General features: G+C 55.7%; 23 protein-coding genes and 1 pseudogene. 15 read left to right on the forward strand and 9 right to left on the reverse strand.

Features of this window, described 5'->3' with window-relative positions; all coding sequences use genetic code 11:
* The 3 genes from adh (at position 1) to CQ011_RS10405 (ending at position 2,542) form a co-directional block, all read left to right on the forward strand.
* On the forward strand, positions 1–1,524 hold the full coding sequence (adh, locus tag CQ011_RS10395) for an aldehyde dehydrogenase (RefSeq protein ID WP_105677672.1): 1,524 nt from the start codon (positions 1–3) through the stop codon (positions 1,522–1,524).
* A gap of 131 nt (positions 1,525–1,655) precedes the next feature.
* Positions 1,656–2,069, forward strand: a complete 414-nt coding sequence (locus CQ011_RS10400) for a DUF779 domain-containing protein (protein ID WP_105677673.1) — start codon at positions 1,656–1,658, stop codon at positions 2,067–2,069.
* Positions 2,070–2,086: 17 nt separating this feature from the next.
* On the forward strand, positions 2,087–2,542 hold the full coding sequence (locus tag CQ011_RS10405; RefSeq protein WP_105677674.1) for a pyrimidine dimer DNA glycosylase/endonuclease V: 456 nt from the start codon (positions 2,087–2,089) through the stop codon (positions 2,540–2,542).
* A 32-nt stretch (positions 2,543–2,574) separates the two neighbouring features.
* Here CQ011_RS10405 and CQ011_RS10410 read toward each other — a convergent pair whose 3' ends face one another.
* Complete coding sequence (locus CQ011_RS10410; RefSeq protein WP_105677675.1) at positions 2,575–3,027, reverse strand: hypothetical protein; 453 nt, start codon at positions 3,025–3,027, stop codon at positions 2,575–2,577.
* A 462-nt stretch (positions 3,028–3,489) separates the two neighbouring features.
* Here CQ011_RS10410 and CQ011_RS10415 point away from each other — a divergent pair, with 462 nt between their 5' ends.
* The 7 genes and pseudogenes from CQ011_RS10415 to CQ011_RS10445 all read left to right on the forward strand — a co-directional run bounded on the left by CQ011_RS10415 (position 3,490) and on the right by CQ011_RS10445 (position 8,819).
* On the forward strand, positions 3,490–3,792 hold the full coding sequence (locus CQ011_RS10415) for an urease subunit gamma (protein WP_105677676.1): 303 nt from the start codon (positions 3,490–3,492) through the stop codon (positions 3,790–3,792).
* 13 nt (positions 3,793–3,805) lie between these two features.
* Positions 3,806–4,102: pseudogene (locus CQ011_RS18060) on the forward strand (urease subunit beta); the annotation flags it as partial.
* 254 nt (positions 4,103–4,356) lie between these two features.
* Positions 4,357–6,069 (forward strand): urease subunit alpha, encoded by a 1,713-nt coding sequence (gene ureC, locus CQ011_RS10425; protein WP_105677678.1) that lies wholly within the window; start codon positions 4,357–4,359, stop codon positions 6,067–6,069.
* 37 nt (positions 6,070–6,106) lie between these two features.
* Positions 6,107–6,580 carry an urease accessory protein UreE gene (gene ureE / locus CQ011_RS10430; protein WP_105677679.1) on the forward strand — a complete coding sequence of 158 codons (474 nt, stop codon included), beginning with the start codon at positions 6,107–6,109 and terminating at the stop codon, positions 6,578–6,580.
* On the forward strand, positions 6,561–7,256 hold the full coding sequence (locus tag CQ011_RS10435; RefSeq protein WP_105677680.1) for an urease accessory protein UreF: 696 nt from the start codon (positions 6,561–6,563) through the stop codon (positions 7,254–7,256). The genes ureE and CQ011_RS10435 overlap by 20 nt, the downstream gene beginning before the upstream one ends.
* 64 nt (positions 7,257–7,320) lie before the next feature.
* Positions 7,321–7,932: an urease accessory protein UreG gene (ureG, locus tag CQ011_RS10440; protein ID WP_105677681.1), complete on the forward strand. Its 612-nt coding sequence runs from the start codon at positions 7,321–7,323 to the stop codon at positions 7,930–7,932.
* Positions 7,932–8,819, forward strand: a complete 888-nt coding sequence (locus CQ011_RS10445; RefSeq protein ID WP_105677682.1) for an urease accessory protein UreD — start codon at positions 7,932–7,934, stop codon at positions 8,817–8,819. The genes ureG and CQ011_RS10445 overlap by 1 nt, the downstream gene beginning before the upstream one ends.
* Positions 8,820–8,837: 18 nt before the next feature.
* Here CQ011_RS10445 and CQ011_RS10450 read toward each other — a convergent pair whose 3' ends face one another.
* The 5 genes from CQ011_RS10450 to CQ011_RS10470 form a co-directional block, all read right to left on the reverse strand.
* A complete protein-coding gene (locus CQ011_RS10450; protein WP_105677683.1) occupies positions 8,838–9,821 on the reverse strand; it encodes a diaminopimelate dehydrogenase in 984 nt (327 codons plus the stop codon).
* A gap of 187 nt (positions 9,822–10,008) precedes the next feature.
* Complete coding sequence (locus CQ011_RS10455) at positions 10,009–10,740, reverse strand: ABC transporter ATP-binding protein (RefSeq protein WP_105677684.1); 732 nt, start codon at positions 10,738–10,740, stop codon at positions 10,009–10,011.
* A complete protein-coding gene (locus tag CQ011_RS10460) occupies positions 10,737–12,302 on the reverse strand; it encodes an ABC transporter permease subunit (RefSeq protein WP_105677685.1) in 1,566 nt (521 codons plus the stop codon). The genes CQ011_RS10455 and CQ011_RS10460 overlap by 4 nt, the downstream gene beginning before the upstream one ends.
* Positions 12,295–13,317: an ABC transporter permease gene (locus CQ011_RS10465; RefSeq protein WP_286161163.1), complete on the reverse strand. Its 1,023-nt coding sequence runs from the start codon at positions 13,315–13,317 to the stop codon at positions 12,295–12,297. The genes CQ011_RS10460 and CQ011_RS10465 overlap by 8 nt, the downstream gene beginning before the upstream one ends.
* A complete protein-coding gene (locus CQ011_RS10470) occupies positions 13,299–14,882 on the reverse strand; it encodes an ABC transporter substrate-binding protein (RefSeq protein ID WP_105677686.1) in 1,584 nt (527 codons plus the stop codon). The genes CQ011_RS10465 and CQ011_RS10470 overlap by 19 nt, the downstream gene beginning before the upstream one ends.
* A 144-nt stretch (positions 14,883–15,026) precedes the next feature.
* Here CQ011_RS10470 and CQ011_RS10475 point away from each other — a divergent pair, with 144 nt between their 5' ends.
* On the forward strand, positions 15,027–15,401 hold the full coding sequence (locus CQ011_RS10475) for an ArsR/SmtB family transcription factor (RefSeq protein ID WP_105677687.1): 375 nt from the start codon (positions 15,027–15,029) through the stop codon (positions 15,399–15,401).
* 33 nt (positions 15,402–15,434) lie between these two features.
* Here CQ011_RS10475 and CQ011_RS10480 read toward each other — a convergent pair whose 3' ends face one another.
* Entirely contained in the window at positions 15,435–16,100 is a 666-nt protein-coding gene (locus CQ011_RS10480; protein ID WP_105677688.1) for a GntR family transcriptional regulator, read from the reverse strand.
* Between the two features lie 126 nt (positions 16,101–16,226).
* Between CQ011_RS10480 and CQ011_RS10485 the strand changes: the two genes are divergently transcribed.
* The 4 genes from CQ011_RS10485 (at position 16,227) to CQ011_RS10500 (ending at position 23,541) form a co-directional block, all read left to right on the forward strand.
* Positions 16,227–19,061, forward strand: coding sequence for an FAD-binding and (Fe-S)-binding domain-containing protein (locus CQ011_RS10485; RefSeq protein WP_105677689.1), 2,835 nt, complete (start codon positions 16,227–16,229; stop codon positions 19,059–19,061).
* Positions 19,062–19,550: 489 nt separating this feature from the next.
* Entirely contained in the window at positions 19,551–20,591 is a 1,041-nt protein-coding gene (locus tag CQ011_RS10490; protein ID WP_105677690.1) for an ECF transporter S component, read from the forward strand.
* 170 nt (positions 20,592–20,761) lie between these two features.
* Positions 20,762–22,414 (forward strand): thiamine pyrophosphate-binding protein, encoded by a 1,653-nt coding sequence (locus CQ011_RS10495; RefSeq protein ID WP_105677691.1) that lies wholly within the window; start codon positions 20,762–20,764, stop codon positions 22,412–22,414.
* Positions 22,415–22,455: 41 nt separating this feature from the next.
* On the forward strand, positions 22,456–23,541 hold the full coding sequence (locus CQ011_RS10500) for a hypothetical protein (protein ID WP_146112601.1): 1,086 nt from the start codon (positions 22,456–22,458) through the stop codon (positions 23,539–23,541).
* Here the strand turns inward: CQ011_RS10500 and CQ011_RS10505 are convergent.
* Positions 23,538–24,845 (reverse strand): D-arabinono-1,4-lactone oxidase, encoded by a 1,308-nt coding sequence (locus tag CQ011_RS10505; protein WP_105677693.1) that lies wholly within the window; start codon positions 24,843–24,845, stop codon positions 23,538–23,540. The genes CQ011_RS10500 and CQ011_RS10505 overlap by 4 nt on opposite strands.
* Positions 24,842–26,032: an alanine racemase gene (locus tag CQ011_RS10510; protein ID WP_105677694.1), complete on the reverse strand. Its 1,191-nt coding sequence runs from the start codon at positions 26,030–26,032 to the stop codon at positions 24,842–24,844. The genes CQ011_RS10505 and CQ011_RS10510 overlap by 4 nt, the downstream gene beginning before the upstream one ends.
* Positions 26,033–26,095: the final 63 nt, after the last annotated feature.

Genomic DNA, 26,095 nt, shown 5'->3' on the forward strand with positions numbered 1-26,095 from the left:
ATGGGCGTTTATGCAAATCCAAACACCGATGGGGCATTGGTCGATTTTAAGCCACGCTACGAGAACTACATTGGTGGCGAATGGGTTGCTCCGGTTAAGGGCATGTACTTTGAAAATGTCACTCCGGTAACCGGTAAGGTGTTCTGCGAAGTGGCGCGTTCCACTGCAGAAGACATCGAGGTAGCCCTGGATGCAGCCCACGCAGCGGCTCCAGCCTGGGGCAAGACTAGCCCGGCCGAACGCGCGGTCATCCTAAACAAGATTGCGGATCGCATCGAGGAAAACCTCGAAATGATGGCCGTGGCTGAAACCTGGGACAACGGCAAAGCCATTCGCGAGTGCCTCAACGCCGATCTGCCTTTAGCTGTGGACCACTTCCGTTACTTCGCTGGCGCTATTCGCGCCCAAGAAGGAAGCCTTTCCCAGCTGGATGAAGATACCACCGCGTACCACTATCACGAACCGCTGGGCGTAGTTGGCCAAATTATCCCTTGGAATTTCCCTATCCTCATGGCCGTGTGGAAGCTCGCGCCAGCCTTGGCCGCCGGTAACGCCATTGTGCTCAAGCCCGCGGAGCAGACCCCGGTCTCGATCCTGGTACTCATGGAATTGATTGGTGATTTGCTGCCTGCCGGCGTCCTGAATGTCGTCAACGGGTTCGGCGTCGAGGCGGGCAAACCGCTGGCCAGCAACAAGCGCATCCGCAAGATCGCGTTCACCGGTGAGACCACCACAGGTCGCTTGATCATGCAGTACGCCTCGGAAAATCTGATCCCGGTCACCCTCGAACTTGGTGGCAAGTCCCCGAATCTCTTCTTCGAGGACATCGCGGACAAGGATGATGCCTTCTACGACAAGGCCCAAGAGGGCTTCACCATGTTCGCGCTAAACCAGGGTGAGGTTTGCACCTGCCCATCGCGTGCATTGATCCAGGAAAGTATTTACGACCGCTTCATGGGCGATGTCATTGCCCGTACCAAGGCCATCAAACAGGGCCACCCGCTGGATACCGAAACCATGATGGGTGCCCAGGCATCCAATGACCAGCTCGAGAAGATCTTGTCCTACATGGATATCGGTAAGGCCGAGGGCGCCAAGGTGCTGCTTGGTGGAGGACGCGCGGATCTGGGCGGGGAACTGTCCGGTGGTTACTACGTGCAGCCGACCATCTTTGAGGGCACCAACGACATGCGCATCTTCCAAGAGGAGATCTTCGGCCCCGTGGTAGCAGTCGCCAAGTTCAAGGACTATGACGAGGCGATCACGATCGCCAATGACACCCTGTATGGCTTGGGTTCGGGCGTCTGGAGCCGCAACGGCAACGTGGCCTACCGTGCGGGGCGCGCCATCCAGGCGGGCCGTGTGTGGGTCAACCAGTATCACGCCTACCCAGCTCACTCGGCTTTCGGTGGCTACAAGTCTTCGGGTATCGGACGCGAGAACCACCTGATGATGCTGGACCACTACCAGCAGACCAAGAACTTGCTTGTCTCATACTCGGAAGACAAGCTCGGATTCTTCTAAACGTGGACTACCGCTTGTAAGAGTAGGACACTGGCCTTAACGGGCTAGCTGAGGGTCGTCGCCCGGATGCATCGAATAGTCGTTGCATTCGGGCGGTGATGCTTAACCAAAAAAATGCAAAGGAGCACACCATGAGCACGGCTACAGAGTCTCGGGCGGTCATTGCTGGAGAAGGGTTTTCTCGCGTTGCCTTTACCGAAGAAGCCCTAGAACTGCTGCGCAAACTATGGACCATTCATGGCCCGCTGATGTTCCACCAGTCCGGTGGCTGCTGTGATGGTTCTTCCCCTATGTGTTTTCAGGCAGGCGAATTCAAAACCGGTAATGCGGATATTCTCCTCGGAGTCCTAGAACTCAACGATGCATCCGGTGAAGAACTAGGACCAATTGATTTTTGGATGTCTAAAGAGCAGTTTGAATACTGGAAGCACACCAAACTGACGATAGACGTTGTTAGTGGCAGGGGGTCTGGCTTTTCGTTGGAAGCACCAGAGGGCAAACGGTTCCTTATTCGTAGCGAGATCATCGAATTTCCTACCTCGTGACCACCTAAACTAGGGTGATGCGCCTTTGGTCCTTACATCCAGAATTGTTAGACACAAAAGGTCTCGTCGCCTGTTGGCGCGAGACCTTACTGGCACAGAAAGTGTTAGCCGGGCAGTCCTCCGGTTACACGAACCACCCGCAGCTAGCGCGTTTGCAGTCCACAGCCGAGCCATTAGCAACTGTCGGGGCTTACCTGCAGGGGATCTTGGATGAGTCGCTACGCCGTGGTTATCATTTTGACGCATCCAAAATTTTGCGTCCGGAGCTCGCGGCCCAGCGTGGTCAGCTAGCGGTAACCAGCGAACAACTGAATTTCGAATATCGTCACCTGCTGCGGAAACTCGAAGTACGCTCACCACAAGATGCCTTGATGCTTGCTGAACGGCACGCGACTGAAATTCCCGTCCACCCACTTTTCCATGTCATTGCCGGCCCAATCGCATCATGGGAAAAAGATTCTCAAGCGGTTTAAATAGTGCAGAGCAACTCGGGCTTTTGGGTTACTCAGAGTTTTGGAAGGGCCTGAACCCACGAGTTGATTCGCTCAAGCTGGGCAATATCCAAATACAAGACGATCTCTAATTTTTCCTCTATCTGACGCAGCAGGACCGCAGAGTCCGTAGGCAGTTCCGGCTGAGCTAGAACGGCAGTAGCGGCGATTGAGTCCCGCGGAATATCGGCCTGGCGGCACAAAAACAGGTCGCTTTGGCTACCTGCCCACGATTCGGCAACAGAAATTTTTCCGTCAAAAAAAGTTCTCAAATCCTCGGCAAGAAACCAACCGTCGCCAAGAGTCACCTTGAATTCCGCGACTATGGCCAACGAACGAAATTTGAATCCAGCCGGGGCACTTGTTGCCCGTAGAACAAATCCGGGGCCTTCAAGCTGTGGCACTTGGGCTAGAGCGAGGTTGAAGGATTCGGGGTTGATGCTCTCTTTACGCTTGAACCAAGTCAAAAATATTTTCCTTTTAATCCGCGGTGGTGCCTAGTGTCTTTGAGACTAACCCTAGCCGTGCGGGCCGCAGGAGCAATCTGCAAGTCGTCTTGAAACCGCCAATGCAAATGAGTTGTCCTTCTCGCTGTGAGCGCGTCCCGAAATGTTGAGTGGACTCTCGACTGTTAAGTGACTTAAGATCCCGTCGGTGGATAGGTTCCCCATCTCACGCGCGTCTTTCACGAACAGCGTAGTGGCAACAATATCCTCATTCTAATCAAGCCTTGACAAGGAGAAACTTATGCATTGGGACAATGGGTGGTGCAATCCGACCTGCGCGATACCTGATGCACTTTCTTGAGGTCAGAGACCTTCGTGCTGGCTCTGCTATCCTTGCCTTAAATGCAGGTTGTAAGCCTGATTTAAAGCAAATCTGACAGCATCAAGCTACCGTCAATTTGTATATACGTTGGAAGGGACCTGATGCATTTAACTCCCCGCGAGCAAGAGAAATTATTGATCGTCGTTGCAGCCGATCTCGCTCGTCGCAGACAAGAACGCGGCTTGAAGCTAAACCACCCCGAAGCCGTGGCAGTCATTACCTACGAACTCATCGAGGGGGCGCGCGACGGACGCACCGTTGCAGACCTGATGAGCTATGGCACTACGATTCTGACCCGCGAAGACGTGATGGACGGAATCTCCGAGATGATTGACGACGTCCAAGTCGAAGCCACCTTTCCCGACGGAACCAAATTGGTAACCGTCCACAATCCGATTCGTTAGGACGGGAGCAGAGATGAAACCTGGAGAATACATCCTCGCCGATGATCCAATCGTTTGTAATGCGAGTCAACAGACCCGAATTCTCAACCTGATCAATCGTGGCGACCGCCCCATCCAAGTCGGCTCCCATTACCATTTCGCCGAGGCCAACCCGCAACTTGACTTCGACCGTGTGGCAGCGCGCGGGTTCCGCCTGGATATCCCTGCCGGCACCGCGGTGCGTTTCGAACCAGGGGATGCGCGTACGGTCCACCTGGTGGAGTACGCCGGAGCGCGTGAGGTGCATGGATTCCAAGATCGAGTCAACGGTCCGGTCGGTCGCACCATCCCGGTAGTTGAAACCGAAGCCATCGGCGGTAGTGCGGGTATCGACCCGGTAATCGAAGCCGACGTGGTTGCCGACTACGACATCGATTTGCCGAATCAGAGCGAAACCGCCATCGGCTTCCACACCACATTTGGTGTTGACGAAGTTGATGAAGCCCTTCCACCACAGCCGCATAAGCTGCGACAGGCCGAAAAGACGCAGACGCAGAGTTCGGACGAGGAGCAGGAGAACTAAAAATGAGCTTCGAACTTAGTCGCAAGCAGTATTCGGAAATGTACGGGCCCACCACCGGCGACGCAATTCGTTTGGCAGACACCGAACTTTTCCTTGAAATCGAGAAGGACTACACCACCTACGGCGAAGAGGTAGTTTTCGGCGGCGGTAAGGTCATCCGCGATGGCATGGGGCAAAACGGTCGTCTAACCCGTGATCAGGATGTCCCAGATACCGTGATCACCAACGTGGTGGTGCTGGATTACACCGGTATTTACAAGGCAGACGTGGCCCTGCGCGACGGCCACATTTTCAAAATTGGCAAGGCCGGAAACCCGGATATCTCGGACGGCGTAGACATCATCATCGGCGCCGCCACCGACATTATTGCCGGGGAACATAAGATCCTCACCGCTGGCGCCATCGATACTCATATCCACTTTGTATCTCCAGATCAGGTACCCGTAGCTTTGTCGGCCGGAACCACCACGCTGATTGGTGGTGGTGCTGGACCTTCGGACGCGTCGAAAGCCACCACGGTGACTCCTGGCCCATGGCATATTGCCCGCATGCTGCAGGCGGTAGAGAATCTGCCGATCAACATCGGCTTGCTGGGCAAGGGCCACGCAAGCGAACGCGCACCCTTGGCGGAGCAGATCCGTGCAGGAGCTATCGGCCTGAAAATTCACGAGGACTGGGGTGCGACAACGTCCTCCATCGATAACTCGTTGAAAGTGGCCGACGAATTTGATGTGCAGGTTGCTATCCACGCGGACACGCTGAACGAATGCGGTTTCGTGGAAGACACCATCGACGCCATTGCCGGACGAGTCATTCACACCTTCCACACCGAAGGCGCCGGAGGCGGTCACGCCCCGGACATTATCCGCATGGCCGGACTACCAAACGTGTTGCCAGCGTCCACCAACCCGACACTTCCGTACACCGTTAATACTGTCGATGAGCACCTAGATATGCTCATGGTGGCGCACCATTTGAATGCCGATATCCCAGAAGATGTAGCCTTCGCCGACTCTCGGATTCGACCGGAGACCATTGCCGCGGAAGACGTCTTGCACGACATGGGCGTCTTCTCCATTACTTCCTCGGACTCCCAAGCTATGGGGCGTGTCGGTGAAGTGGTGTTGCGTACCTGGCAGGTCGCCGATGCGATGAAGAGCCAACGCGGCAAGCTGGAAGGCGACGGCAAGGTGGGAGACAACTTCCGACTCAAACGCTACGTCGCGAAATACACGATTAATCCGGCCATCGCACACGGCATCGCCGATTCCATTGGCAGCATCGAAGAGGGCAAATTTGCCGATCTGGTCCTTTGGGATCCGGCGTTCTTCGGAGTGAAGCCAGAGATGATCATCAAGGGTGGACAGATCATTCAGTCGGTCATGGGGGACTCTAACGGGTCTATCCCGACCCCACAGCCGCGAACCATGCGAATGAACTTCGGCGCGCTGGGTACAGCGGTGCAGGCTTCCTCGATTACCTTCCTTTCAAAGGCGGCTATTGAAGAAGGTGTTCCCGAACGGTTGCGTCTGCGTAAGGTCATCCGGGCCTGCTCTGGTATCCGCGAGTTGACTAAAGCGGATTTGAAATACAACAGCGAAACCCCGGAGATCCTTGTTGACCCGCAGACTTACCAGGTCACCGTGGACGGGGAATTGGCAACTTGTGAACCTTCCGAGGTGCTACCCATGGCGCAGCGTTACTTCCTGTTTTAAGGATCCGCGCCGGTGCAACAAATTTTTGAGGAGAGTAATGATCATTGAACAACTTGTGGGCAACGTCCATGAGCTGCCGGCCGAGCAGTACGCCGGAAGGCATCACGAAAAGGTCGTCTTGCCCAGTTCCGCTCTGGTCAAACGAATTCAACGGGTTACCAGCGACCACGACAGGGAATTAGGGATCCGTCTGGCTCCCGGGCCAGACCTGCGTGACGGGGACATCCTGTATCTCACAGATACCGAAATGATCACCGTGTCGGTGCTTCCCACCGATGTGCTGGTCATCGCCCCACGCAGCATTTTGGAAATGGGTCAGGTCGCGCACGCGTTGGGCAATCGGCACCTTCAAGCGCAGTTTTTTGGTGAGGAGTCCGAATATGCCGCGCAGGTCATGGTGGTCCAATACGATCACACCGTGGCCGACTTCTTAGAACACCATCTCACCCCCTATAACCGGCAAGAACGTGTGATGCCGGTACCGTTCCGTCATGCCGAACATACCCACTAGCGCCTCGCACCTGCTGACTCTGATGCAACTGTCCGACTCGGCATTGCCCACCGGGTCCTTTAGCCATTCCTTTGGAATGGAAAGCTATCTAGATTCCGGGTTGGTGCATGACGAGACGAGCTTTGCGCTATGGCTGGAATTGTTTCTTACACAGTCGCTGAGTTACACGGACGGGTTAGTAGTTCGGCTTGGACACGAGGCATTGAGCGGGCAACGAATCAGAGAACTGGATTCAATGATTTATGCCTCCGCATTGCCACGGCAACTGCGTGAGGCAGCCACAAAAATGGGCAAGCGCATGCTTGAAGTTGCCTCGGTGGTTTCTCCCAGCGAAGAACTGGAAGAATACCGCCAGGCGGTTGGCTCTGGGCAGTGCGCGGGACACCCTGGGATTGCCTTCGCGTTGGGTGCCCGGGCGGCTGGGGCACCGGTCGCAGATGCGGTCAACAGCTACCTGTTCTCCACGGTGACTAGCCTGACGCAGAATGCGATTCGTGCCATCCCTTTGGGTCAGAATGCGGGGCAACGAGTACTGCGCGCTATGCATGAACCGGTCACGCGCAGCGTGGCGAAGATTTTCAGTCTGCGAGATCGTGATCTAGGTGCAGCGGTCCCCGGACTCGAAATTGCGCAGATGCGCCACGAACACTTACGTGCGCGCATGTTCATGTCTTAGCGCTGAGGCTTTGATAGGTTGACCGCCTGCTGGTGGTCATGAACAAGATTTGAGGAGTACTGTAATGGAACCAATTTGTATTGGTGTTGGAGGCCCCGTCGGGGCAGGTAAAACGCAGCTCATTGAGCGCATCACCCGCGCGCTGGATGGTGAGATTTCCATGGCGGCAATTACCAATGATATTTACACCATTGAAGACGCTAAGATTCTGGCTGCTAACGGGGTGCTGCCGCTGGATCGTATTGTGGGCATTGAAACCGGAGGTTGCCCGCATACGGCGATCCGCGAGGATACCTCGATGAACTCGTCTGCTATCGAGGAGTTGAAGCTGCTCCATCCGGACTTGCAGATTATCTTCGTTGAGTCCGGGGGAGATAATCTTTCGGCTACTTTCTCCCCGGAACTGGTGGATTTCTCGATTTACATCATCGATGTAGCTCAGGGGGAGAAGATTCCACGCAAGGCCGGGCAGGGGATGATCAAGTCCGACTTGTTCATCATCAATAAGACCGATTTGGCTCCGTACGTCGGAGCTGATCTGTCGGTGATGGAATCAGATTCGAAGCAGTTCCGTGGCGATAAACCGTTTTGCTTCACGAACCTGAAGACCGATGATGGATTGGACAAAGTCATTGGCTGGTTGCGTCGCGACGTGCTGATGACGGACCTGGGCTAATGGCGGCGCCGACCAGGTCGCGCGCTTCGGCGCTGGGTCCCACACCCTTTACCGGAAAGCTAGTTGGCGAGCTGCGGTTACACATTGGACGGCGCTCGGGCAAGGACATCGCCACAGCGCAATACCATCAAGGTGCCCTGCGAGTGCTGCGACCACATTACCTCGATGGCAGTGCTCAAGTTTGCTACACGATTGTGAATCCAGGTGGAGGCTATCTAGGTGCGGATCGATATGGCATCGAGATTGAGGTGGAGGCGGGCAGTAGCCTGCTTTTGACCACTCAGTCGGCAACCAAGGTCTATCGGACACCGCAGGGTGAAGCCACCCAGGACATGGTCATCCGTTTAGGTTCCGGCGCAGTTCTTGAGTATGTGCCGGATCAGCTGATCGCTTACCGGGAGGCCAGTTACCGCCAAGACACCGTGGTGGATATGGCGGCAGATGCTTCCTTAGTGTTGTTCGAGATCCTCACTCCGGGTTGGAGCCCGGACGGCAAACTCTTCCGCTATGACCAGCTACGTTTGCGCACCGAAGTAAGAGTAGAGGGAAAACTTGCGGTGCTGGACAACCTCTGGGTGCAGCCCGAGGAACAATCGATTGATTCGCAACTCTACTTTCAGGATCACACCCATGTGGGAATGCTCTTGGCAGTTGACGCACGCATCGATGAACAGCTGGTGCAACTGCTACGTGACGAGGCTTATGCAATCGCCGCGCAGCAGCGCCACCCGGTGCACGTCGGTGTTTCCGCTACCGCCACCGCGGGGGTAGCGGTACGTACGCTGGGAAGCTCAACCGAGTCTGCTACTGCGGTAATGCTGGGGATCGTCAACCTGCTGCGCGAACGCTTTAGAGGTCAAGAACCGCTAAACCTGCGCAAGTATTAGCGCAGGTTTAGCATTTGTTTAGAGCATCTGGGCGCGAAGCTCGGCGGCGCTACGTGGTGATAACAAGCCGGGGGCAACGTCAAACACGGTCTGTGCGCCAGTGATTCCGGAGTTGTTCATCCGGTACACCGCGCGAGCGTAAGCCACCAGCACGCTGGAGGTGAACTCCGGGTTTGAACCCAGCGCCAACGAGTACTCGATGACCTGTTTCTGGCTCTCACTGGTGTTGCCCGAACGGATCACGAAACCGCCGTGGGGCATGTCCGAGTGCTCGGCTGCGAGGGTCTGCGCATCGATGAAGTTCACGGTGGTGTCGTACTGGTCGAAGTAGTGTTCCATGTTCACAATTGATTCACGCACGGAGTTTTCATCCGCGCCGTCTTCGAGAACAACGTAGCACTCGCGCTGATGCTTCTCGCGGGTGCTCAGCGTCGGGCGAAGTCCCGAGCGTACCTGCTCAATCGCTTCCGGGCTAGGGATGGTGTACTGCACGCCGCCGGCAACACCAGGCACGCGGCGCACCGCGTCGGAGTGGCCCTGGCTCAGTCCGCGGCCCCAGAAGGTGTAGGTTTCTCCGTCAGGAAGCAGCGCTTCGCCATAGACACGATTAATTGAAAACATGCCTGGGTCCCATCCGGCGGAGATCAGTGCGGTCTTGCCGGCTGCCTTTGCTGGTGCGTTGACCGTTTCATAGTATTCCGGGATGCGCGCGTGAGTGTCGAAGCTATCGACGGTGTTGAACAGTGCAGCCATGCGGGGGCCTTGTTCTGGTAGATCCGATTTCGAACCACCACAGAGGATCAGCACGTCGATATCATCTACGTGGTCCGCCAGAACATCCACCGAGTAGCGTGGTGCAGGCTGAGCTAGCTGGAGTGTATCTGGATCGCGGCGGCTGTAGACGCCCACCAGTTCCATATCTGGATTTTTGGCAATTGCGGCTTGCACGCCGCGGCCGAGGTTTCCATATCCGGCAATGCCGATGCGGATTTTTGAAGACATTTGATTCACAGTCCTTCATTGACAGGTATCAGGCCAATGACCAGGCCGGATAAAAATGAGGCGATGGACGCAGATGGCGAAGTGCCAATAATAGGAAGTATTCCAAAGAATCAGATGGAAGCGTGAATAGCTTGTAGCTATGTTAAATTCCGTGGGCACGCCAAAATTGTGAAGTGGCGTAGAGCGGTCAGAGTGTCTTCGTAGACAATGGGCCTGTTTCGGACGAATCGTAATGAGGTAGTTCGAGTGGCCCGAATGACTCAGGGAAATCCAGTACCCGGGAACAAATCGTTTGAAGGCTGGAACTGTCATGCGAAGCGATCAGCACCGCCGCGCCAGCATTCGCATGTTTGGCAAGCAACATCAAGATGATGTGTGTGGTTTCCATGTCGAGTTGTGCGGTGGGTTCATCGCAGATCAGCACGCGGGGATTAAGGCTTAGCGCCCGGGCCAGAAGGATACGTTGAAGTTGCCCGTCGGATACTTCGGATGCGCGACGATGCAATAAGGCATGGTCCAAGCCAACCAGTGAGCACAACTGGCTAAGTTGGGTGCGATAGCGCTCCGGGCGAATCCGAACGGACCGTTCGGCGAAGGCCAAGGGGGCTGCCAGTACGGTTCCTAAAAGCTGACGTGGGTCCGTTGCTGCGCGCGGAGATTGCGGCACGATTCCAATATTGATGCGGGTGGCTAGGGGTACGGTGCGAGTAGCATCCACTGGTTGCCCCGATATTAGTACTTGTCCCTTAGTTGGCGTCTTGAGTAATGCCGCAATGTTCAATAGGGTGCTTTTGCCGGAACCTGAGTCACCACGCAGACCAACAATCTCTGAAGGCTCCAGGCGTAAATTTACTGCCTGAAGAACCTGTTGCGAGCTCTTAGGATATTGGTAAGAAACATTACGCAGTTCTAAGCTCATGGAGTTTGTTCCTTCGGCGTAGCAAGCGTTTGGTGTGCGCCAGATACAAAATGACCGTCATGGATCATACTTACCTCGTCCGCCAAGAGGGCTGCTAGCTCCCGGTCATGGGTGACCATCACGATGGTGCGTCCGCTGCCCGCCAACTTCTGCAATACCGCGCCAAGATGCTGCTGACTACTCGGGTCCAATGCCGAGCTCGGCTCATCTAAGAGGATTACTTGTGCCTCACCGATCAGGGCTAATCCAAGTAATACTCGTTGTGCCTGGCCACCAGAGAGCTCATGGGGATAACGCGAAAGAAGTTCGGGTGAAAGTCCTACCCGCTGTAGAGCCTGGCGTATCGCCTCGGGGGAGGCATCGCTTCGATGGCGTCGCAATTCGCGACGTACGGTGGAAGCGACAGTACGTACCGGGTTCAGTGCGGTGCCGGCCGAACCTGGGACGAAAACTAGCTCACCAGCGTGTGTAGCAGGCAGTGTTTGCAACGGAATTTGTTTTCCTTGTCGCAGTAGCTGACCGGTTACTCGTATTTTCGGCGGTAACAGGCCTGCCATGGCGCGAAGCAACATGGTTTTGCCTGCACCGGAAGGCCCTAAAATCACGTTAATTTTTCCCGATATGGCCCGGTAATTCACCTCGTGCAGAATCTCGGTCCGCGCTCCACTGGGACTTTCGGTCCAAAGTCGTAAGTTTTGAACTTCAAGCGCACCAGACGTTAATTCAGTGTCGGCAGCTGGCATCGGCCCGCTTGGAGCCACAGGCTGCCTGCTGTTTACTCGCGAAGAAGGTTCTTTGGCCAGTGCGGACAACGCTGCACTGAGCAGGACCAATAACCCTGCTGGGATCACCAACAGCCACCAAGCACCGGAGAGCACCCCGCCGCGGGCGTCTTCCAAGATGAGTCCCAAGGATGCGGTCTGCGGGGGCAAACCCACGCCGAGGAACGATAGCGCGGATTCATGCCAAATGGCGTGGGGCAACTGTAAAACTAAGGCGATTGCCGCCTGCGGCGCCACGGCCGGAATCAGATGGTTGACCCAAATCGCGGTGGGCCTGGCCCCGGCAGCACATGAAAGCGCCACATACTGCGACTCCCGTTCGCTGATGAGTCGTGCGCGAACAATGCGGGCCACCTGGGTCCAGTGGGTCAACGCAATTGCCGCAACGATAGCCCACCAGTGACCGGGCCACATAGATAAGACAACAACGCTGAGCAGTAGATGTGGAACGGCGTTAAGGGCGTCAACCAAGCGCATGGCGAGCCGGTCAATAATTCCTCCGGCATAGGCGACAAGCACGCCGACCCCCACACCGATCAGTGTTGAGGCGACTGCAGAGGTCAGTGCGAGTAGCAGCGATAGCCGTAGTGCCTGTGCCGAACGTACCCAGAGGTCACGGCCCAGCTGGTCGGTACCGAAGAGGTGCTCAAGGCTTGGTGAGCTGTAGACCTCGGTCAAATTTGTTCCCTGAACCGCCTGCGGGTTAAACAGTGGAATGCAGATCGCATAGAGCACTAAGGCTCCAAGAATCAGCAGGGCTGAGAGTTGTCTTTTAGACATCGCGCACCCGCGGATCTGCCAGTAGGTACCCGGCGTCGGCCAGGGCGTTGCCAGCAAAAACCATTAAGCAGGAGCATGCGGTTACCGCGGCGAGCAACGCAAAATCTGCCGCCACTGCCGCATCGATGACGGCTGAGGCGATGCCAGGCCAAGCAAAAACACTCTCCACCAGCAACGCTCCGGTCACCAACTCGCCTAACCTGCTACCCACCACGGTTAAAAAGGGCAGGGCCGCGACGGGTAAGACTTCGTGGCGCAAGATCTGCGCTTCGCTGACCCCTCGTCCACGGGCGGCGAGGACGGCGTCAGATTCTAAAACCTCAAACATAGAACTGCGCAGGTTCAGCAGCAGCCAGGGTAAGAGGCTAACTGCCAGCACCGTCGCGGGGAGAGCTAAATGCAATGCAACGGTGCCAACGGTCGGTGCCTGTCCGGCGAAGGCGACTCCTCCTGCGGGCAGGCCCATACCCAAGGCAAAGATGACGATTGCGAGCAGGGCCAGCACAAAAGGAGGCAGTGCTTGGGCTACCTGTGCAAAGAACACCACTGCTCTGTCGAGAAAACCGCCCCGGTATCGTGCGGCCAGGCAAGCCAGTACCAGCGAAAGGATCACCGCAAGCAACAGTCCGGTCAAGGTTAACAACGCAGTGTAGGGCAGCTTTTCAGCTAGGGTTTCGCGCACCGGCTGCACGTAGAGCCGAGAGAATCCCAGGTCCCCATGCAGTACATCGGTTACCCAACGCCACCATGTGAGGTACCAAGGTTCATCTAGCCCCAGCTGTTCTCCTAAGGCCTCGCGTTGAGCGGTAGTAGTCCGTTCGTATCGCGAGCCGAGATAACTAACCAAAGGGTTGAATGGGGCTATCGAAGCCAGCCAGAAAACTACGGCTGTAATGCCCGCGGTGACCGGCAACGCCAGCAGCATACGACGTATAAGGATGAGCCCAGCCGCGCGGACCCGCAGTCTTTGTTCAACACCTTTAGTTGCCAGCTGCATCATTGCTTCGGTGTCCACTCATGAATCTTTGCCCAAGGTCCCCAGGTGGTCCCGTGATCATGGGGTTCTAAGAGCAACCCGGAGGTATTCCAGTTCTCTTCGATGTCACTGCGCTGAACGTAGATGTGGTCAAGAAACGCAAGCAAGAGCATAGACGGCTGCGCCACGTAGAGTTGCTGGACTTTGCGGTAGGCCGCGGATCGTGTCTGTGGATCCAAGCTGGTGCGTCCCAGATGCAGTTGTTCATCCATTTCCGGGTTGGAATACCGGCTGGGATTGTCGTAGTAAGCCCCGGCCTCGGGGTAAGAGGAATGAAGCATCTTATATAGCTGGGTATCAACGTCATAAGGGTCATCGCCGCCACCGAGCATGATGGCGTCTTTGGCGCTGCGCGGTTCGGCCTCGTCAAAGGTCGCGGCCTGTACCTCGACGGCGATGCCAAGTTCCGCCAACTGCGCGGCGACCGCCAGCGACAGGTCCCGTCGAAGCGTATCTCCCGGGTTGTACAACACGGTGAATGCCGCCGCGCTGCCGTCTTTGGAGCGCACCTCGTCGCCGTTGCGCATCCAGCCTGCCTCGTCGAGTAATGCTGAAGCGCGTTGCACGTCGTGGGTGAAAATGGCATCTGGCGCGTAGTTTGCGCCGTATTCGGGGGAGACGAAAGTGTAGGCTGGCCGGCCGCTGCCGTCGAGTACCGCGTCGATGAGCTGCTGGCGATCAATCGCCAGATTTAGTGCAAGACGCACCTTCGTATCGCTGGTCAAGGGGTTCTCCGCGGGCAGGGAGATTCCACGCCAATCGGCCGAGACTGCGCTGAACACCTCAAATCCTTCGCGGCTAGAAAAACTGTGGGCAAGTCGCGGAGGAAGAGTCGTTCCGGTGAATCCGCTGGTGGCTAGGCGTTGGCTTCGGGCATTGTCATCCGGTGCCGCCTCATAGATGACAGGTGTTGCTTGCGGCTGACCGGAACGGTACTGCGGATTTGCGGTGAGTACTAGCCGAGCGGAAGAGAAATCTTCCACGAGGTAAGGGCCGGTGCCTATGGGGGTGCGGCTAAGCGTAGATTCGGCTACGGGTTGGGCTGGATCCACGAGTTCGGAGGGAGCGATGCCGATCAGCAGTGAGGTTTTGAAGGATACCTGTGCCTCTTTGAGCTGAAAGCGCACGGTGTTCTCAGTGGGCGCGGAGACCGAGGCGAGATTTTCTAGGCTGCCAGCCAGCGGGGAAGCCGTACGGGGGTCTAGAACTGCGCGGTAGCTGGCCACTACATCCTGGGCATCAAGGCTCGTACCGTCACTGAATTTGATGTCTTCTCGAAGCTGGATCTCCCAGCTGCGTGAATCTGCTGAAATTTTCGGTTCCTTGGCCGCTAGCAGCGGGACGAGCTTAGGTAGCTGGTCTTCTTCACCCTCGAGGGTGAATAAGGATTCGTTGATTTTTCCAAGTCCGTAGCTGTCGAATCCGGCCAACGGGTTCAACGTCTCCGGCAGAGCCGCGGTGAGTAAAGAAATGGGCTGTTCGGATGCATGCTGACTACCCGCAGGTTGGCATCCGGCGGTGAGCAAAATCAACGGAAGCGCCATAAAAGCAATGACGCGGCTGCGAGGTGAAGGGGTACGCAGAGGGAATCCTTAGCTACTCTAGATGGGGGTATGTTCACAGGATACATGTGTCTAGCTGAACAGATGTAGTAGCGAAACCCTGAACCATGAAGAGGGGATTCTGGGATGGAAAATAAGCGCAGTCAGATCGCCGTGGATGCGGTTAATGAGGCGCAGCTGCGCATCGCGCAGTGGGCAGAAGTTTTTTCGCTCTGTGCCGATCCCACTCGAATCAAAATACTCTTCGCCATTCATGCAGCCCCGGATTCTTCGGTGAACGAACTAGCCCAAGCGGCCGAGTTGAGCCCCAATACAGTGACTCAGGCATTGGCAACACTGCAGCGCGCACAGGTCGTTGAATCTCAGCCAGACGGCCGTTTTCGGCGTTGGCGCTTAGTGCATGCAGGCGTGCACCAGCTACTGCATCAAATGGAGGCACCGCATTCCGAGCTTCATCCCGAACATCTGGTAAGTGAACCCGGACGAACTTCGCTGGACTGAAACCTACGCGCTCGCCGACCGAGCTTACTAAGGCTATTTAGGGTTGCTTTGAATGAGATCTAGGTGTGCTTCGAGCTTCTTGCTTGCGCGGTTCAGATGCTCGGCTAAAGTACTGGCCGCGCCTTGCTCGTCACGAGATTCGATCTGGGTCAGAAGCCGTTGATGCTCTGCAGCGATGTCCTCGGTGCTAAGCAGGGTTGCGTCTTGTACATGCGTCATGCACAAGCGGATCTCGTCACTGAGCTGCGCGTAGATTGCGCTAGTTCGAGCGGACTTCAGGGCGTTGACTAGCGCCGAATGGAACCTAACGTCAGGTTCCACGATGTCGATGGGCGAAGCGTTGGTCAGGGCGGTGATCTGCGCGTTTGCTTCGAGCGCGGCCGGCGGGACATGGCCGGTGCTTGCCAATAAGCGCACGGCCTCGGCTTCGATGATTGCGCGTGTTTGGTAGATGTCTCGGGCATCCGTTGAATCCAGAACGGTAACGCGTGCGCTCTGGTGCGCGTTTCGAGACAGCAGTCCACTGGCGACCAGGTTTTCTAATGCTGCCTTCGTGGTGGGGCGTGCGACGCCATAGTGTGCGGCCACGTCCACTTCGCCCAAAGGGGTCCCGGGTGTCAGCTCACCGTTAAAAATTCTGCTTCGCAAATCATTGATTATCGCCTGTACTACCGAGACGACACCGAGTCTTGCGGACATGATTCCCCTTTAAGCAACTTGCTGACCCATTGAGTATCCCACGAAAGGTACTAACATAGCATGTGTACTTGTTAGACAATATTAATTTTAGGTAGGCTGGGCCTACCAACCGCACAGGAGCGCATCATGGCATTGAGCACGCCGGCACTCGGAGAAACTAAGGTTTCACGAAGCATCCTTGATCTGGTCGCAGAGCCCGACCGCGTCAAAACCACGTCCATCGACAGGGTGGCCTACGCCTCGGACGCCTCGCATTACCTCTACACCCCTGAAGCTGTAGTGATCACCAAGGATGCGCAGGAAGTTTCGCAGTTGCTCTCAGCCAGCATGCGTGCAGGGCAACCGGTTACCTTGCGTTCGGGTGGAACCTCCTTGGCCGGTCAAGCCAGCGGTGACGGGCTGATGCTCGATGTGCGGAGAAACTTCCGCGGCATTACCGTGCTGGACCAGGGAAAGCGTGTGCGTGTGCAGCCCGGTGCTACGGTGCGTCAGGTCAACGCGAGGCTCTCGGTCTACGGTTACAAGCTAGGCCCTGACCCCGCCAGTGAAGCGGCGTGCACCATTGGCGGAGTGATCGCAAATAACTCCTCGGGCATGGCATGCGGCACCGAATTTAACACCTACCGCACCTTGGAATCGATGACCTTTGTGCTGCCGAGCGGGACCATGATTGATACCGCTGCCCCCGATGCAGATGCGAAACTCGCCGCCGCCGAGCCGCAGCTTGTGCAGACGCTGACCCGACTGCGCGATCGAGTCCGCGGAAATAAGAATTCGGTAGCTCTCATTGAGAAGCATTTCGCGCTGAAGAACACCATGGGCTATGGCATTAATTCATTCCTGGATCACGATTCACCGGCTCAGTTGCTAGCCCATCTGATTATTGGTTCCGAAGGCACCTTGGCCTTTGTCGCCGAAGCGGTCTTTAGAACGGTTCCCATCCGTAAGCTCGCCATTGCAACCTTGGCGGTATTTGATTCCTTAGATCAGGCCACCCGGGCACTTCCGGACCTGCTGGATTCTGGGGCGGCAACGCTGGAACTCATGGATTCCACCTCACTTCGCGTAGGCCAAAATCTACCCGGAGTTCCTGAGGCAATTATGGGGTTTGAAGTCAAAGAACAAGCGGCACTGCTCATTGAATACCATGCCGACCAAGACGAAGAACTTGCCGGACTACAAAGTGCCGGCCAGCGTTTGATAGATTCCGCGGCCCTGCGTGCGCCAGCAATCCTGTCCCAGGACGCTAAAAACCGTCAAGCCGCATGGAAATTCCGTAAGGGGCTCTACGCTTCGGTGGCCGGGGCGCGTGTCTCAGGCACAACCGCACTACTCGAAGACGTAGCTGTCCCCGTCGATACGCTGGCCGAAACCTGTGGCACGCTGCAAGAGCTCTTTGACGAGTATGAGTACCAGGACTCGGTAATCTTTGGTCACGCCAAGGACGGAAATATCCACTTCATGTTGACTGACCGCTTTGAAGGTGACACCGCGCTGAACCGGTACAACGCATTCAACGACAAGATGGTTGAACTGGTACTTTCCAAGGGCGGAAACCTCAAGGCAGAACACGGCACGGGCCGTGCGATGGCACCATTTGTGCGCCGCCAATACGGCGACGAACTCTACGAGGTAATGGTCGAACTAAAGACCGCCTGCGATCCACGAATGATGCTCAATCCGGGCGTTATTATCGATGAGGATCATGCCGCGCACATCCGCAATATCAAGCTCAACGAGACCATTGAAGTTGAGGCAGACCGCTGCGTTGAATGCGGTTACTGCGAGCCGGTATGCCCGTCCAAAGATCTGACGCTTACCCCTCGTCAACGTATCGCCGTACGCAGGGCTATTGCGAAGGCAGAGGCCGAGGGAAATAAGGAACTCGTTGCGGAGCTTGAGCGCGACTATGAATACTCGGCGGTGGAAACCTGCGCGGTAGACGGTATGTGTGTCACTGCTTGCCCAGTGCAAATCAACACAGGACTGTTGGTCAAACGGTTACGCCGCGAAGATGCCAAACCAGCCATGGCTGCCGGATTCAAGGCGGCCGCCAAGGGCTGGGGTGCGGCAACCCGAGTTGGCTCGGTGGCACTGAGCGTGGCAGATAAATTCCCTACCCCGCTGGTTCGCGGTGCTACCGAGATTGCCCGCAAGGTGGTGGGGGAAGACACCATGCCGCGGTACGACGCGGACCTTCCTAGGGGTGGCAAGGCACGTAAGCCGCTGACGGGAAACCTTGGCGCACCCGGCGTAGAGCCCATCGCTATCTACCTGCCCGCATGTGTAAATTCCATGTTTGGGCCTGGCGGTGAGGGGCAAGGCGTAGCGCCAGCCTTTGAACAACTACTGAAGCAAGCAGGCGTCTCTGTGCTGGTTCCGCAAGGGATCGAATCGATGTGCTGTGGCACCCCATGGACCTCTAAAGGATATGAGGATGGCCATGTACTTATGGCCGAACGAGTGCGCGCTCAAGTTCATGCAGCCCAGCCAGGTTTTCGCTTGCCGGTCATTTCTGACGCCACCAGCTGCACCGAAGGGTTCGCTCACACATTAGAGGAGCACGGCTTTGAAGTTGTCGACCTGTTGGCCTTCACCTCCCGTCACCTGTTGGGCAAACTCCCACCGGTCACGCAGATTGACTCGCTAACTTTGCATCCCACCTGCTCCTCGACTCAAATGGGGCTCAATGGGGATCTGCAAAAGATCGCCGAGGCAGTGGCGCAGAAAGTAAACATCCCAATGAACTGGGGATGCTGTGCCTTCGCCGGAGATCGCGGCATGTTGCACCCGGAACTGACCGAGTCCGCTACTGCTCGCGAAGCTGCGGAGGTACGTGAGATAGACGCTAGTGCTCACGCCTCGTGTAACCGCACCTGCGAGTTGGGCATGAGTCGCGCTACCGGCAAGGATTACCGTCATGTGATTGAACTACTGGCTCAGGCAACCGCAACGCACTAGCCAGGGCCTGCGCATTAGTCGGGCCTGCGTTTCTTGGCAGGAAGTTAAATAGTTAGGCACCTTCGAGGAATTTCGAAGGTGCCTGACTGTTATCCTTTAGCGCTAAAGGATTCTGATGTTTCCGTGACCAGTTAACATCTGCCCCCAAGTTTTACAGATGATAACTTTAGCCACCGTGCGAGTTCGGGCCGTAATCGGTACACCTCTCATGGCCGGAAACCTCAAGTTACAACAATCTTATCTATGAAATTGTTCTATAACTGAACAAAAACTCATCTCCGTACAACTCCGAACAACAATAATTGACTACTTAGCGCCTTTCAGGGCAGTAAATTCGTATATACGGATTCAGGCATGAATTATTGTTCTACCCTTAGGTAGATAGCGTGTGATAAATAACTGATATCGGTGCAATTTAATAAATCTTCCGTCGTAGAATTAATTCACAGCGCGGAACTTCATCGGGCGCCATAAGTAAAGGACGCAACGGTGTCGAAATCTGAGGAACAGTCTCGCTCGGAACTGTCGGCTTTTGATCTCATTGCCGAAGATCTGCAGCGTTTGCGACTTGACGCCGGAGACGTTCCCTACGCTGAAATCGTTCGACGGATCTCTAGCCATCGTATTTCACAAGGTGTTGCCCCTGGGGCGTCTCGACCAGCAAGATCAACGGTCTACGATGCCTTTCGAGCTGGGCGTACCCGACTCAACGTGGAACTTATTTCTGAAATTGTCCGTGCCTTAGGGGGCACAGATGAAGACGTTGAAAACTGGCGCAACCGATGTTTACGAGCCAGGGCTGACCGAGTAACTTATGTGCCGGAACCTGAAAATCATCCGAATTCTCAAGGTGTAGACGTGGTTGAAAGCCCGGGCATTAAGCAGGTCGAGGACAGCACACAAAGTGAGGAACCTAGTAGGCGGCGGCGTCTAGGCAGAAGAATCCTGCTGATTGTGAGCAGTATTGCGATCAACTTACTAGGGTTCTGGCTGGTCGCAACACTGGGGATTCCGCTGTACCTAGACATGCTGGGCACTGCGATCATCGCGATGATTCTAGGGCCTTGGGCGGCGGTTGCCGTGGCTATTGCAACGAACCTCGTGGGGACTTCGATTACAGATTCTTCTTCGCTGGCATTCATTCTGGTCAATGTCACCGGTGCCCTAATTTGGGGATACGGATTTCGGTGGGTACGCCGTGGAGGAAGTCTGAAACGGTACTATCTGTTGACGTTTTTTGTCGCACTGTCTTGCAGCGTGGTCGCGACAATTATATTGTTCTTTGTTTTTCATGGTGGAACAGGTCATGCCTCAGAAATAACCCGGGCAAATTTGGATGCCTATGGAATGCCGTTGATTGTGACCGTATTTGCGTCGAATCTTCTTTATTCTCTAGCCGATAAAATGCTAACCGCCTTTCTAGCTGTGATGGTCTTGGTGCGACTAAGGCACTGGGAGAACGGTCCAGACACCGTTGAGCTGGAAGCCGATATTTCACGTCGGCTTAAAGATGGGGAACTCTCAAAATGATCTCGCGCTAGCGCGATCAAGGATTTGTGCCTTACTCTTGAATCTGTCAGGGACCGCCTCAAAAAGGTTCCGGCGCTCTCAAAAGGGGCGATACCCGTTGCTCATAACAACCGGTAACGGCAGACATATATGGAAATTTCTTCAACTCCTTTTTAGGGAAAGAGTCCATTATGTCCAGCGTTTCAGCTGCCATCGCCCATGCCCTTAAGCCCATTGCGCCACAGATTTTTGGTCTCATGGGCAACGGCAACGCACACTTCCTCGACGCCGCAGTTCGTGCCGGCTTTGACTACACCGCGGTACGCCACGAATCCGCAACGGTTTCCGCGGCAGACGCCTACTTCCGACTCTCAAATCGTCTAGCGATTGCTTCAACCACCTACGGGGCGGGCTACAGCAACGCCGTCACTGCACTAGCGGAAGCCGCCGCAGCACGCACCCCGTTGCTGCTTGTCACCGGAGATGCGCCAACCACGGGTCTGCGCCCGTGGGATATTGATCAGGCGGCCATCGACGCCGGAGTGAGAGCAGTTCGCTACGTGGTGGATCGTCATACTCCGGGTGCCACTGCACTACAGGCCGCCGCTCACGCACTACGCGAGCAGATACCTGTGGTTCTTGCTATCCCATATGACCTCGCCGCGGTATCAAGCCTTGAAGGGGAATTGCCAGACTTTGCATCTTTGCGTAGCACCCCGCCAGCACCAGAACTGAACGCCTCGCAGATCAGCGCCATCTCAGAGATTCTGGCTGGAGCCCAACGCCCGCACATTCTTTATGGCCGCGGAGCCGTCGACGCTGCCGCGCAGATCACTGAACTTGCCACGCGTCTGGGCGCTACGACCTCCGGAACCTTGCTAGCCCGAGATCTGCTGGACTACCCCTATGATCTGGGTATCACCGGAGGCTTCTCCACGGAACGAAACGCACAAATCATTGAGCAGTCTGATGTCGTGCTGGTGCTTGGTGCGGGGCTGAATCAATTCACCATGCGCTTTGGAGAGCTAATGAATGCGCAGGCGAAGGTGGTACAGATTGATCTAGCGGCCACCGCCACAAATCCCCGCGTGGATTACTTCGCCACGGGTGACATCAAGGCAGCAATGCGTGGCTTGCTTGATTCCTATGACGCCCCGAAATCTGCATGGGTTTCCTCGGTAGACCTGAGCTTGGTGCGCGAACGCCCGCTAGGTGATGAGCTTGCCGCCGATGGTCTACTTGATCCACGACGTGTAGCTAGTGAATTGGAGAAAATTCTTCCGCAAAACCGGGTACTGGTTCAAGATGGGGGACACTTCATTGGCTGGGGACCAATGTATTGGTCAACTACGGGTGCCAGGTCGTTGACCTGTGTTGGCACCGCTTATCAGTCAATTGGTCTAGGCATTGCTTCGATGGTGGGAGCAGGAGTCGCGGCCGAGGGACGTACCGTAGTGCTAGCCGCCGGAGACGGAGGTTTCTTGATGGGGCTGGCAGACCTGGAGTCGATAGTTCGAACTATTAGCAGTGGCGTCATCGTCATCTACAACGATTCCGCCTATGGCGCAGAAGTTCACCAGTACGGCTCGATTGGTCTGCACGAGGACCCCATGCTCATTCCAACCGTCGACTTTGCGGCGCTTGCCAGCGCGGTAGGAGCCACCGGTATCCGGGTGCAATCCGTGGCTGATTTTGCAAAGGTTCAGCAGTGGGTACAGGACGGTTCGAAGGGCATTTGCCTTGTCGATGCGCGTATCTCACCGAACGTTCGGGCACCTTATATGGAAGAAGTGCTGGCGGCTAACGCTAAATCCGCCGCGGCACAGTCATCACAATCCGATTAAGATGCTGGAAAAGTAGTACTGATCCGGCGTAGGGTGGCAGAGTGCGCAAAGTTTTAGCAGGAACGGTAAGCCTAGGTTTGGGAGCGCTTTTAATGCTTCCCGCCGCTGGCGCAAATGCCGCCCCCTGGGAAGCGCAAGATCCGCACCCTGCGCCGAGTCAAGAAACCTCAGAGACATCGCTACGCATCGCGACCATTGATACGCGCATTTCCCGCGAAGCTGACGGGCAACTAGCCACCGACCTTTTGCAAGGCAACGACAGGCAGGCGTCGCTAGCGGCAGATAACATCACCGCCGCCAACGCGGATGTTGTGGTCTTGACCGGTATGGACGCAAATGAGCAGGCCGTCGAAGTATTCCAAGATCGCTATCTCAATAACCCAGATGATGCGCGTGTGGATGTCGAGTACGACTACATGTACTTAGGTGTGGGGTCCAAGGGTAAACCCAGCGGAGCAGACCTGAATGGGGATCGAATTGTTGGTGGCCCCGAGGATGCTTGGGGGCAAGCTGATTTTGAGGGTCAAGGATCCGTCGTAGTGCTCTCCAAATATCAGATCACCCCTGATCAGGTCACCAGCGTCTCAGAATTCAAATGGGACCAAATGCCGCAGAGCCGTCTTGAAGACTCTGGTCTCAGCGGCGCGTTGGCAACATCAATTCCCGTAATGAGTAGCGGACTCTGGGATATCCCCATTGAGTATCGTGGCAAACAGGTACATCTGATCGCGGTGCAAACCGACGACAACTTCGGTGGATACTCATTCTCCGAATCACGAGAACTGGATCAACTGCGTGTGATTGATGACTACCTCAACGGAGAAAAGTACCTGCGCGATGATCAGTCCAAGAAAATCAATGGTGTCGGGAATGCCCCGTACGTTGTTGCCGGAGCACTAGGCCAACAGCCATCCACATTGACCGCTCGTGATGGTTTACTGAAACAGATAAACCGTCCGGATGCCATCAGTGATTCGGGAAATTACCTCGTTCCAAGCTCGGCTTGGCAAGTACTTGGGCAGGGACATATTGGCGACCAGGAGCCGGTGCAGGCTCAATCTGTGGACGGCCCACCACAGCTCAATAATCCTGACCCTGCACTAATTTGGACCGACGTTCAGTTCTAGGCTTCGCCCACTAACAGGCCTCTAAGATACTTGTTGAGGAATAAACTACTGGGGTCAACTGCAGCACGTACAGTTTGAAAATCACCAAAGCGCGGATAGCACGCAGATAAATCTGCTGCACCCAAAGAATGTACTTTGCCCCAATGCGGGCGCCCCTCAAAGCCGCGCAGTATCTTCTCCACCTCGGGAAAGTACTGTGGAACGTCATCATGAATATATTGATGCACTGCAATATATGCGCTGTCTCGTCCGCTGGCGGTGCCTAACCAGGTGTCATCCGCGGCCGCGGTCCGAATTTCTACAGGAAACACCACCTGAGCAGGAATACTATCCAAATACGAGCGTAGTTGAGCGAAAGCCGAACTGAAGTTCTCCAGTGGAATAGCGTATTCCATCTCGGTGAAACGAACGCGACGAGGCGAGGTGAACACCTTGTCCCAGCGGTCGGTGTACTCCCTATTTGAAAGTACCGCGGTAGCAAGTCGGTTCAGCTTAGGGATCCACCGCGGGCGTAATGCGCCGAGGGTGCTAATTCCTTGTAGGGCTCCATTTGAAACCAGTTCATCGTTGACCCACCGGGAGAAGGAGTTTATTTTTGGTAGGGTACTGCCCGCTGCTAAACGTGTATTAGTTTTGACAATCGCCTGAGTCGTACCGGGGAACCAAAAAAATTCCACGTGGTCGTGCTGAGTGGAACGTCCGATAAAGCTTTGTGCTATTTGCTCGATGCCTTCCACCCGTTCTACCGCATGGAGTAAGAAATGCGGGACACAACGCAACCTGACATGTGTGATCACGCCCAGCGCACCAAGGCTTACCCTGGCGGCGTGAAAAAGTTCAGGGTTTTCCGTCGCTGAGGCTCGCTGATGAGTCCCGTCGGCGAGCATGATGCGAATCCCGGTGACGGCACCACTAAAACCAGTGAAGCCCAGTCCGGTCCCGTGCGTTGAAGTGCTAATGGCACCAGCAACGGATTGCCGATCGATGTCACCCATGTTTTCAAGAGCCAGATTAAATGGTTCAAGTAGCCGTGGAATCTGCCATAAACGGGTACCAGCCCGGAAGGTAACTTCATGGGTGAAGGCATCGACTTCTTCGATTCCTTGAAAGCCATCAAGACTCAGTAGTACTGAGTTGGTTTGGACCAAAGGAGTAAAAGAATGTCCGGCGCCGACGGTACGAACCGTCAGTCCCTGATCTGACGCGGCGCTAAGAATCTGTGGAAGCTGCCCCGGATCTGAGATGTTATGCCAGTGGGCCGGAGTCGCGGTGACGGTACGCGAAAAGTTGGCAAAGCGCCTCACAAGAACGCCTTTCCCTCGCCGCGGTAGGTCGGCCAATCATCGATAATCTGTCCTTTTGAATAGACCGCTAGCCGATTGACCCGTTCGGCCGGTTCTCCGGCTTTAGCGTGGCGTAACCAGACCGTGTCGCCAACTTTGAGTTTGCTAGCGGTGGCTCCCTTTAACGGGGTCTGCACCTCGCCAGCGGCTTCCATCGGCAGATACTTCAGTTTCTTAGGCCAGGCAATCTGTGGCAACCGGCTCTTGCCAGCTGGTCCGGAAGCAACCCAGCCGCCACCAAGAATGGTGACGACATCGGGTTCGGGACGACGCACGACACTAAAACCTAAATAGAGGGCGGGGACGGGCCGAAAGGATCTAAAGGAATCGAACAACGCCGGGGCGAAGAGTCCAGAGCCGGCAGCCACTTCGGTAATCGCGTTCTCTTGTACGGTGGTTTCAAGTGAACCGGTACCACCGGCGTTAACGAACCGAAGGTTCGTCACCTCATTGACCAGCCTGATCGTTTCCCCGCGCCGTTCGGCCAGTTCAGCGGCACTGCGTTTACGGATGTTGCGAGCGAGCGCGGCTTTGAGGCCAAAACCGCCATCGGGAACCGAAGCGATCTGCGATTCGTAGCCCATCAGCCCATCAACTTTAAATCCCTTACGCTTAACGACTTGCCGTGCCAACGCTGCCACGTCTTGGGGATCATGCAATGGTGAACGAGCGGCGCCCAGCCGGAAAGTAGCTGTGGGGTAGTAGGAAGTATCAAGCTCTAGGGCTACCTTCAATTCCTGATGCCCCACCGCGATCTTGTCGATCAAATCTAATTGGTCGATATCGTCGATCATCACCGTGATCTCTTGTCGTGCTTGTTCGCTGGCTGCCCATTTACTGATGGCCGCTGGGTCTGACTGCGGGTAGGCAACAACCAGATCTTTGTAACCGTGGCTTGCTAGCCAGAGGGCCTCGGCAAGGGTGAAGCATAAAACGCCCTTGAATCCAGGTTGCTCCAGCACCCGGTCTAGTGCACAACGCACCCTAAGTGACTTGGAAGCCACTCGAATAGGTAGGTTTTGCGCCCGTTCGCGTAGGGCGATCAGGTTATTATCAAACGCTTCCAAATCGAGCAGGGCCAGTGGACGTTCACCCATTCCAGCCTTTTCTAGTGCCTGATTGTAGCGTTTGGCCTGTGCATTCTTCATAAACCAACTCTTGCACCGTGGTCCGGACGATTCAAGGGGAAAATCTGCGGGAATAGAGATTCA

Origin of the sequence: Arthrobacter sp. MYb213, from assembly GCF_002979915.1 — a bacterium.
GTDB lineage: Bacteria > Actinomycetota > Actinomycetes > Actinomycetales > Micrococcaceae > Glutamicibacter.

What these genes read in the sequence shown, in the direction of transcription:
- adh (WP_105677672.1), top strand. Translation starts at nt 1, where the DNA reads ATGGGCGTTTATGCAAATCCAAACACCGATGGGGCATTGGTCGATTTT.
- CQ011_RS10400 (WP_105677673.1), top strand. Translation starts at nt 1,656, where the DNA reads ATGAGCACGGCTACAGAGTCTCGGGCGGTCATTGCTGGAGAAGGGTTT.
- CQ011_RS10405 (WP_105677674.1), top strand. Translation starts at nt 2,087, where the DNA reads ATGCGCCTTTGGTCCTTACATCCAGAATTGTTAGACACAAAAGGTCTC.
- CQ011_RS10415 (WP_105677676.1), top strand. Translation starts at nt 3,490, where the DNA reads ATGCATTTAACTCCCCGCGAGCAAGAGAAATTATTGATCGTCGTTGCA.
- ureC (WP_105677678.1), top strand. Translation starts at nt 4,357, where the DNA reads ATGAGCTTCGAACTTAGTCGCAAGCAGTATTCGGAAATGTACGGGCCC.
- ureE (WP_105677679.1), top strand. Translation starts at nt 6,107, where the DNA reads ATGATCATTGAACAACTTGTGGGCAACGTCCATGAGCTGCCGGCCGAG.
- CQ011_RS10435 (WP_105677680.1), top strand. Translation starts at nt 6,561, where the DNA reads ATGCCGAACATACCCACTAGCGCCTCGCACCTGCTGACTCTGATGCAA.
- ureG (WP_105677681.1), top strand. Translation starts at nt 7,321, where the DNA reads ATGGAACCAATTTGTATTGGTGTTGGAGGCCCCGTCGGGGCAGGTAAA.
- CQ011_RS10445 (WP_105677682.1), top strand. Translation starts at nt 7,932, where the DNA reads ATGGCGGCGCCGACCAGGTCGCGCGCTTCGGCGCTGGGTCCCACACCC.
- CQ011_RS10450 (WP_105677683.1), bottom strand. Translation starts at nt 9,821, where the DNA reads ATGTCTTCAAAAATCCGCATCGGCATTGCCGGATATGGAAACCTCGGC.
- CQ011_RS10455 (WP_105677684.1), bottom strand. Translation starts at nt 10,740, where the DNA reads ATGAGCTTAGAACTGCGTAATGTTTCTTACCAATATCCTAAGAGCTCG.
- CQ011_RS10460 (WP_105677685.1), bottom strand. Translation starts at nt 12,302, where the DNA reads ATGTCTAAAAGACAACTCTCAGCCCTGCTGATTCTTGGAGCCTTAGTG.
- CQ011_RS10470 (WP_105677686.1), bottom strand. Translation starts at nt 14,882, where the DNA reads ATGGCGCTTCCGTTGATTTTGCTCACCGCCGGATGCCAACCTGCGGGT.
- CQ011_RS10475 (WP_105677687.1), top strand. Translation starts at nt 15,027, where the DNA reads ATGGAAAATAAGCGCAGTCAGATCGCCGTGGATGCGGTTAATGAGGCG.
- CQ011_RS10480 (WP_105677688.1), bottom strand. Translation starts at nt 16,100, where the DNA reads ATGTCCGCAAGACTCGGTGTCGTCTCGGTAGTACAGGCGATAATCAAT.
- CQ011_RS10485 (WP_105677689.1), top strand. Translation starts at nt 16,227, where the DNA reads ATGGCATTGAGCACGCCGGCACTCGGAGAAACTAAGGTTTCACGAAGC.
- CQ011_RS10495 (WP_105677691.1), top strand. Translation starts at nt 20,762, where the DNA reads ATGTCCAGCGTTTCAGCTGCCATCGCCCATGCCCTTAAGCCCATTGCG.
- CQ011_RS10510 (WP_105677694.1), bottom strand. Translation starts at nt 26,032, where the DNA reads ATGAAGAATGCACAGGCCAAACGCTACAATCAGGCACTAGAAAAGGCT.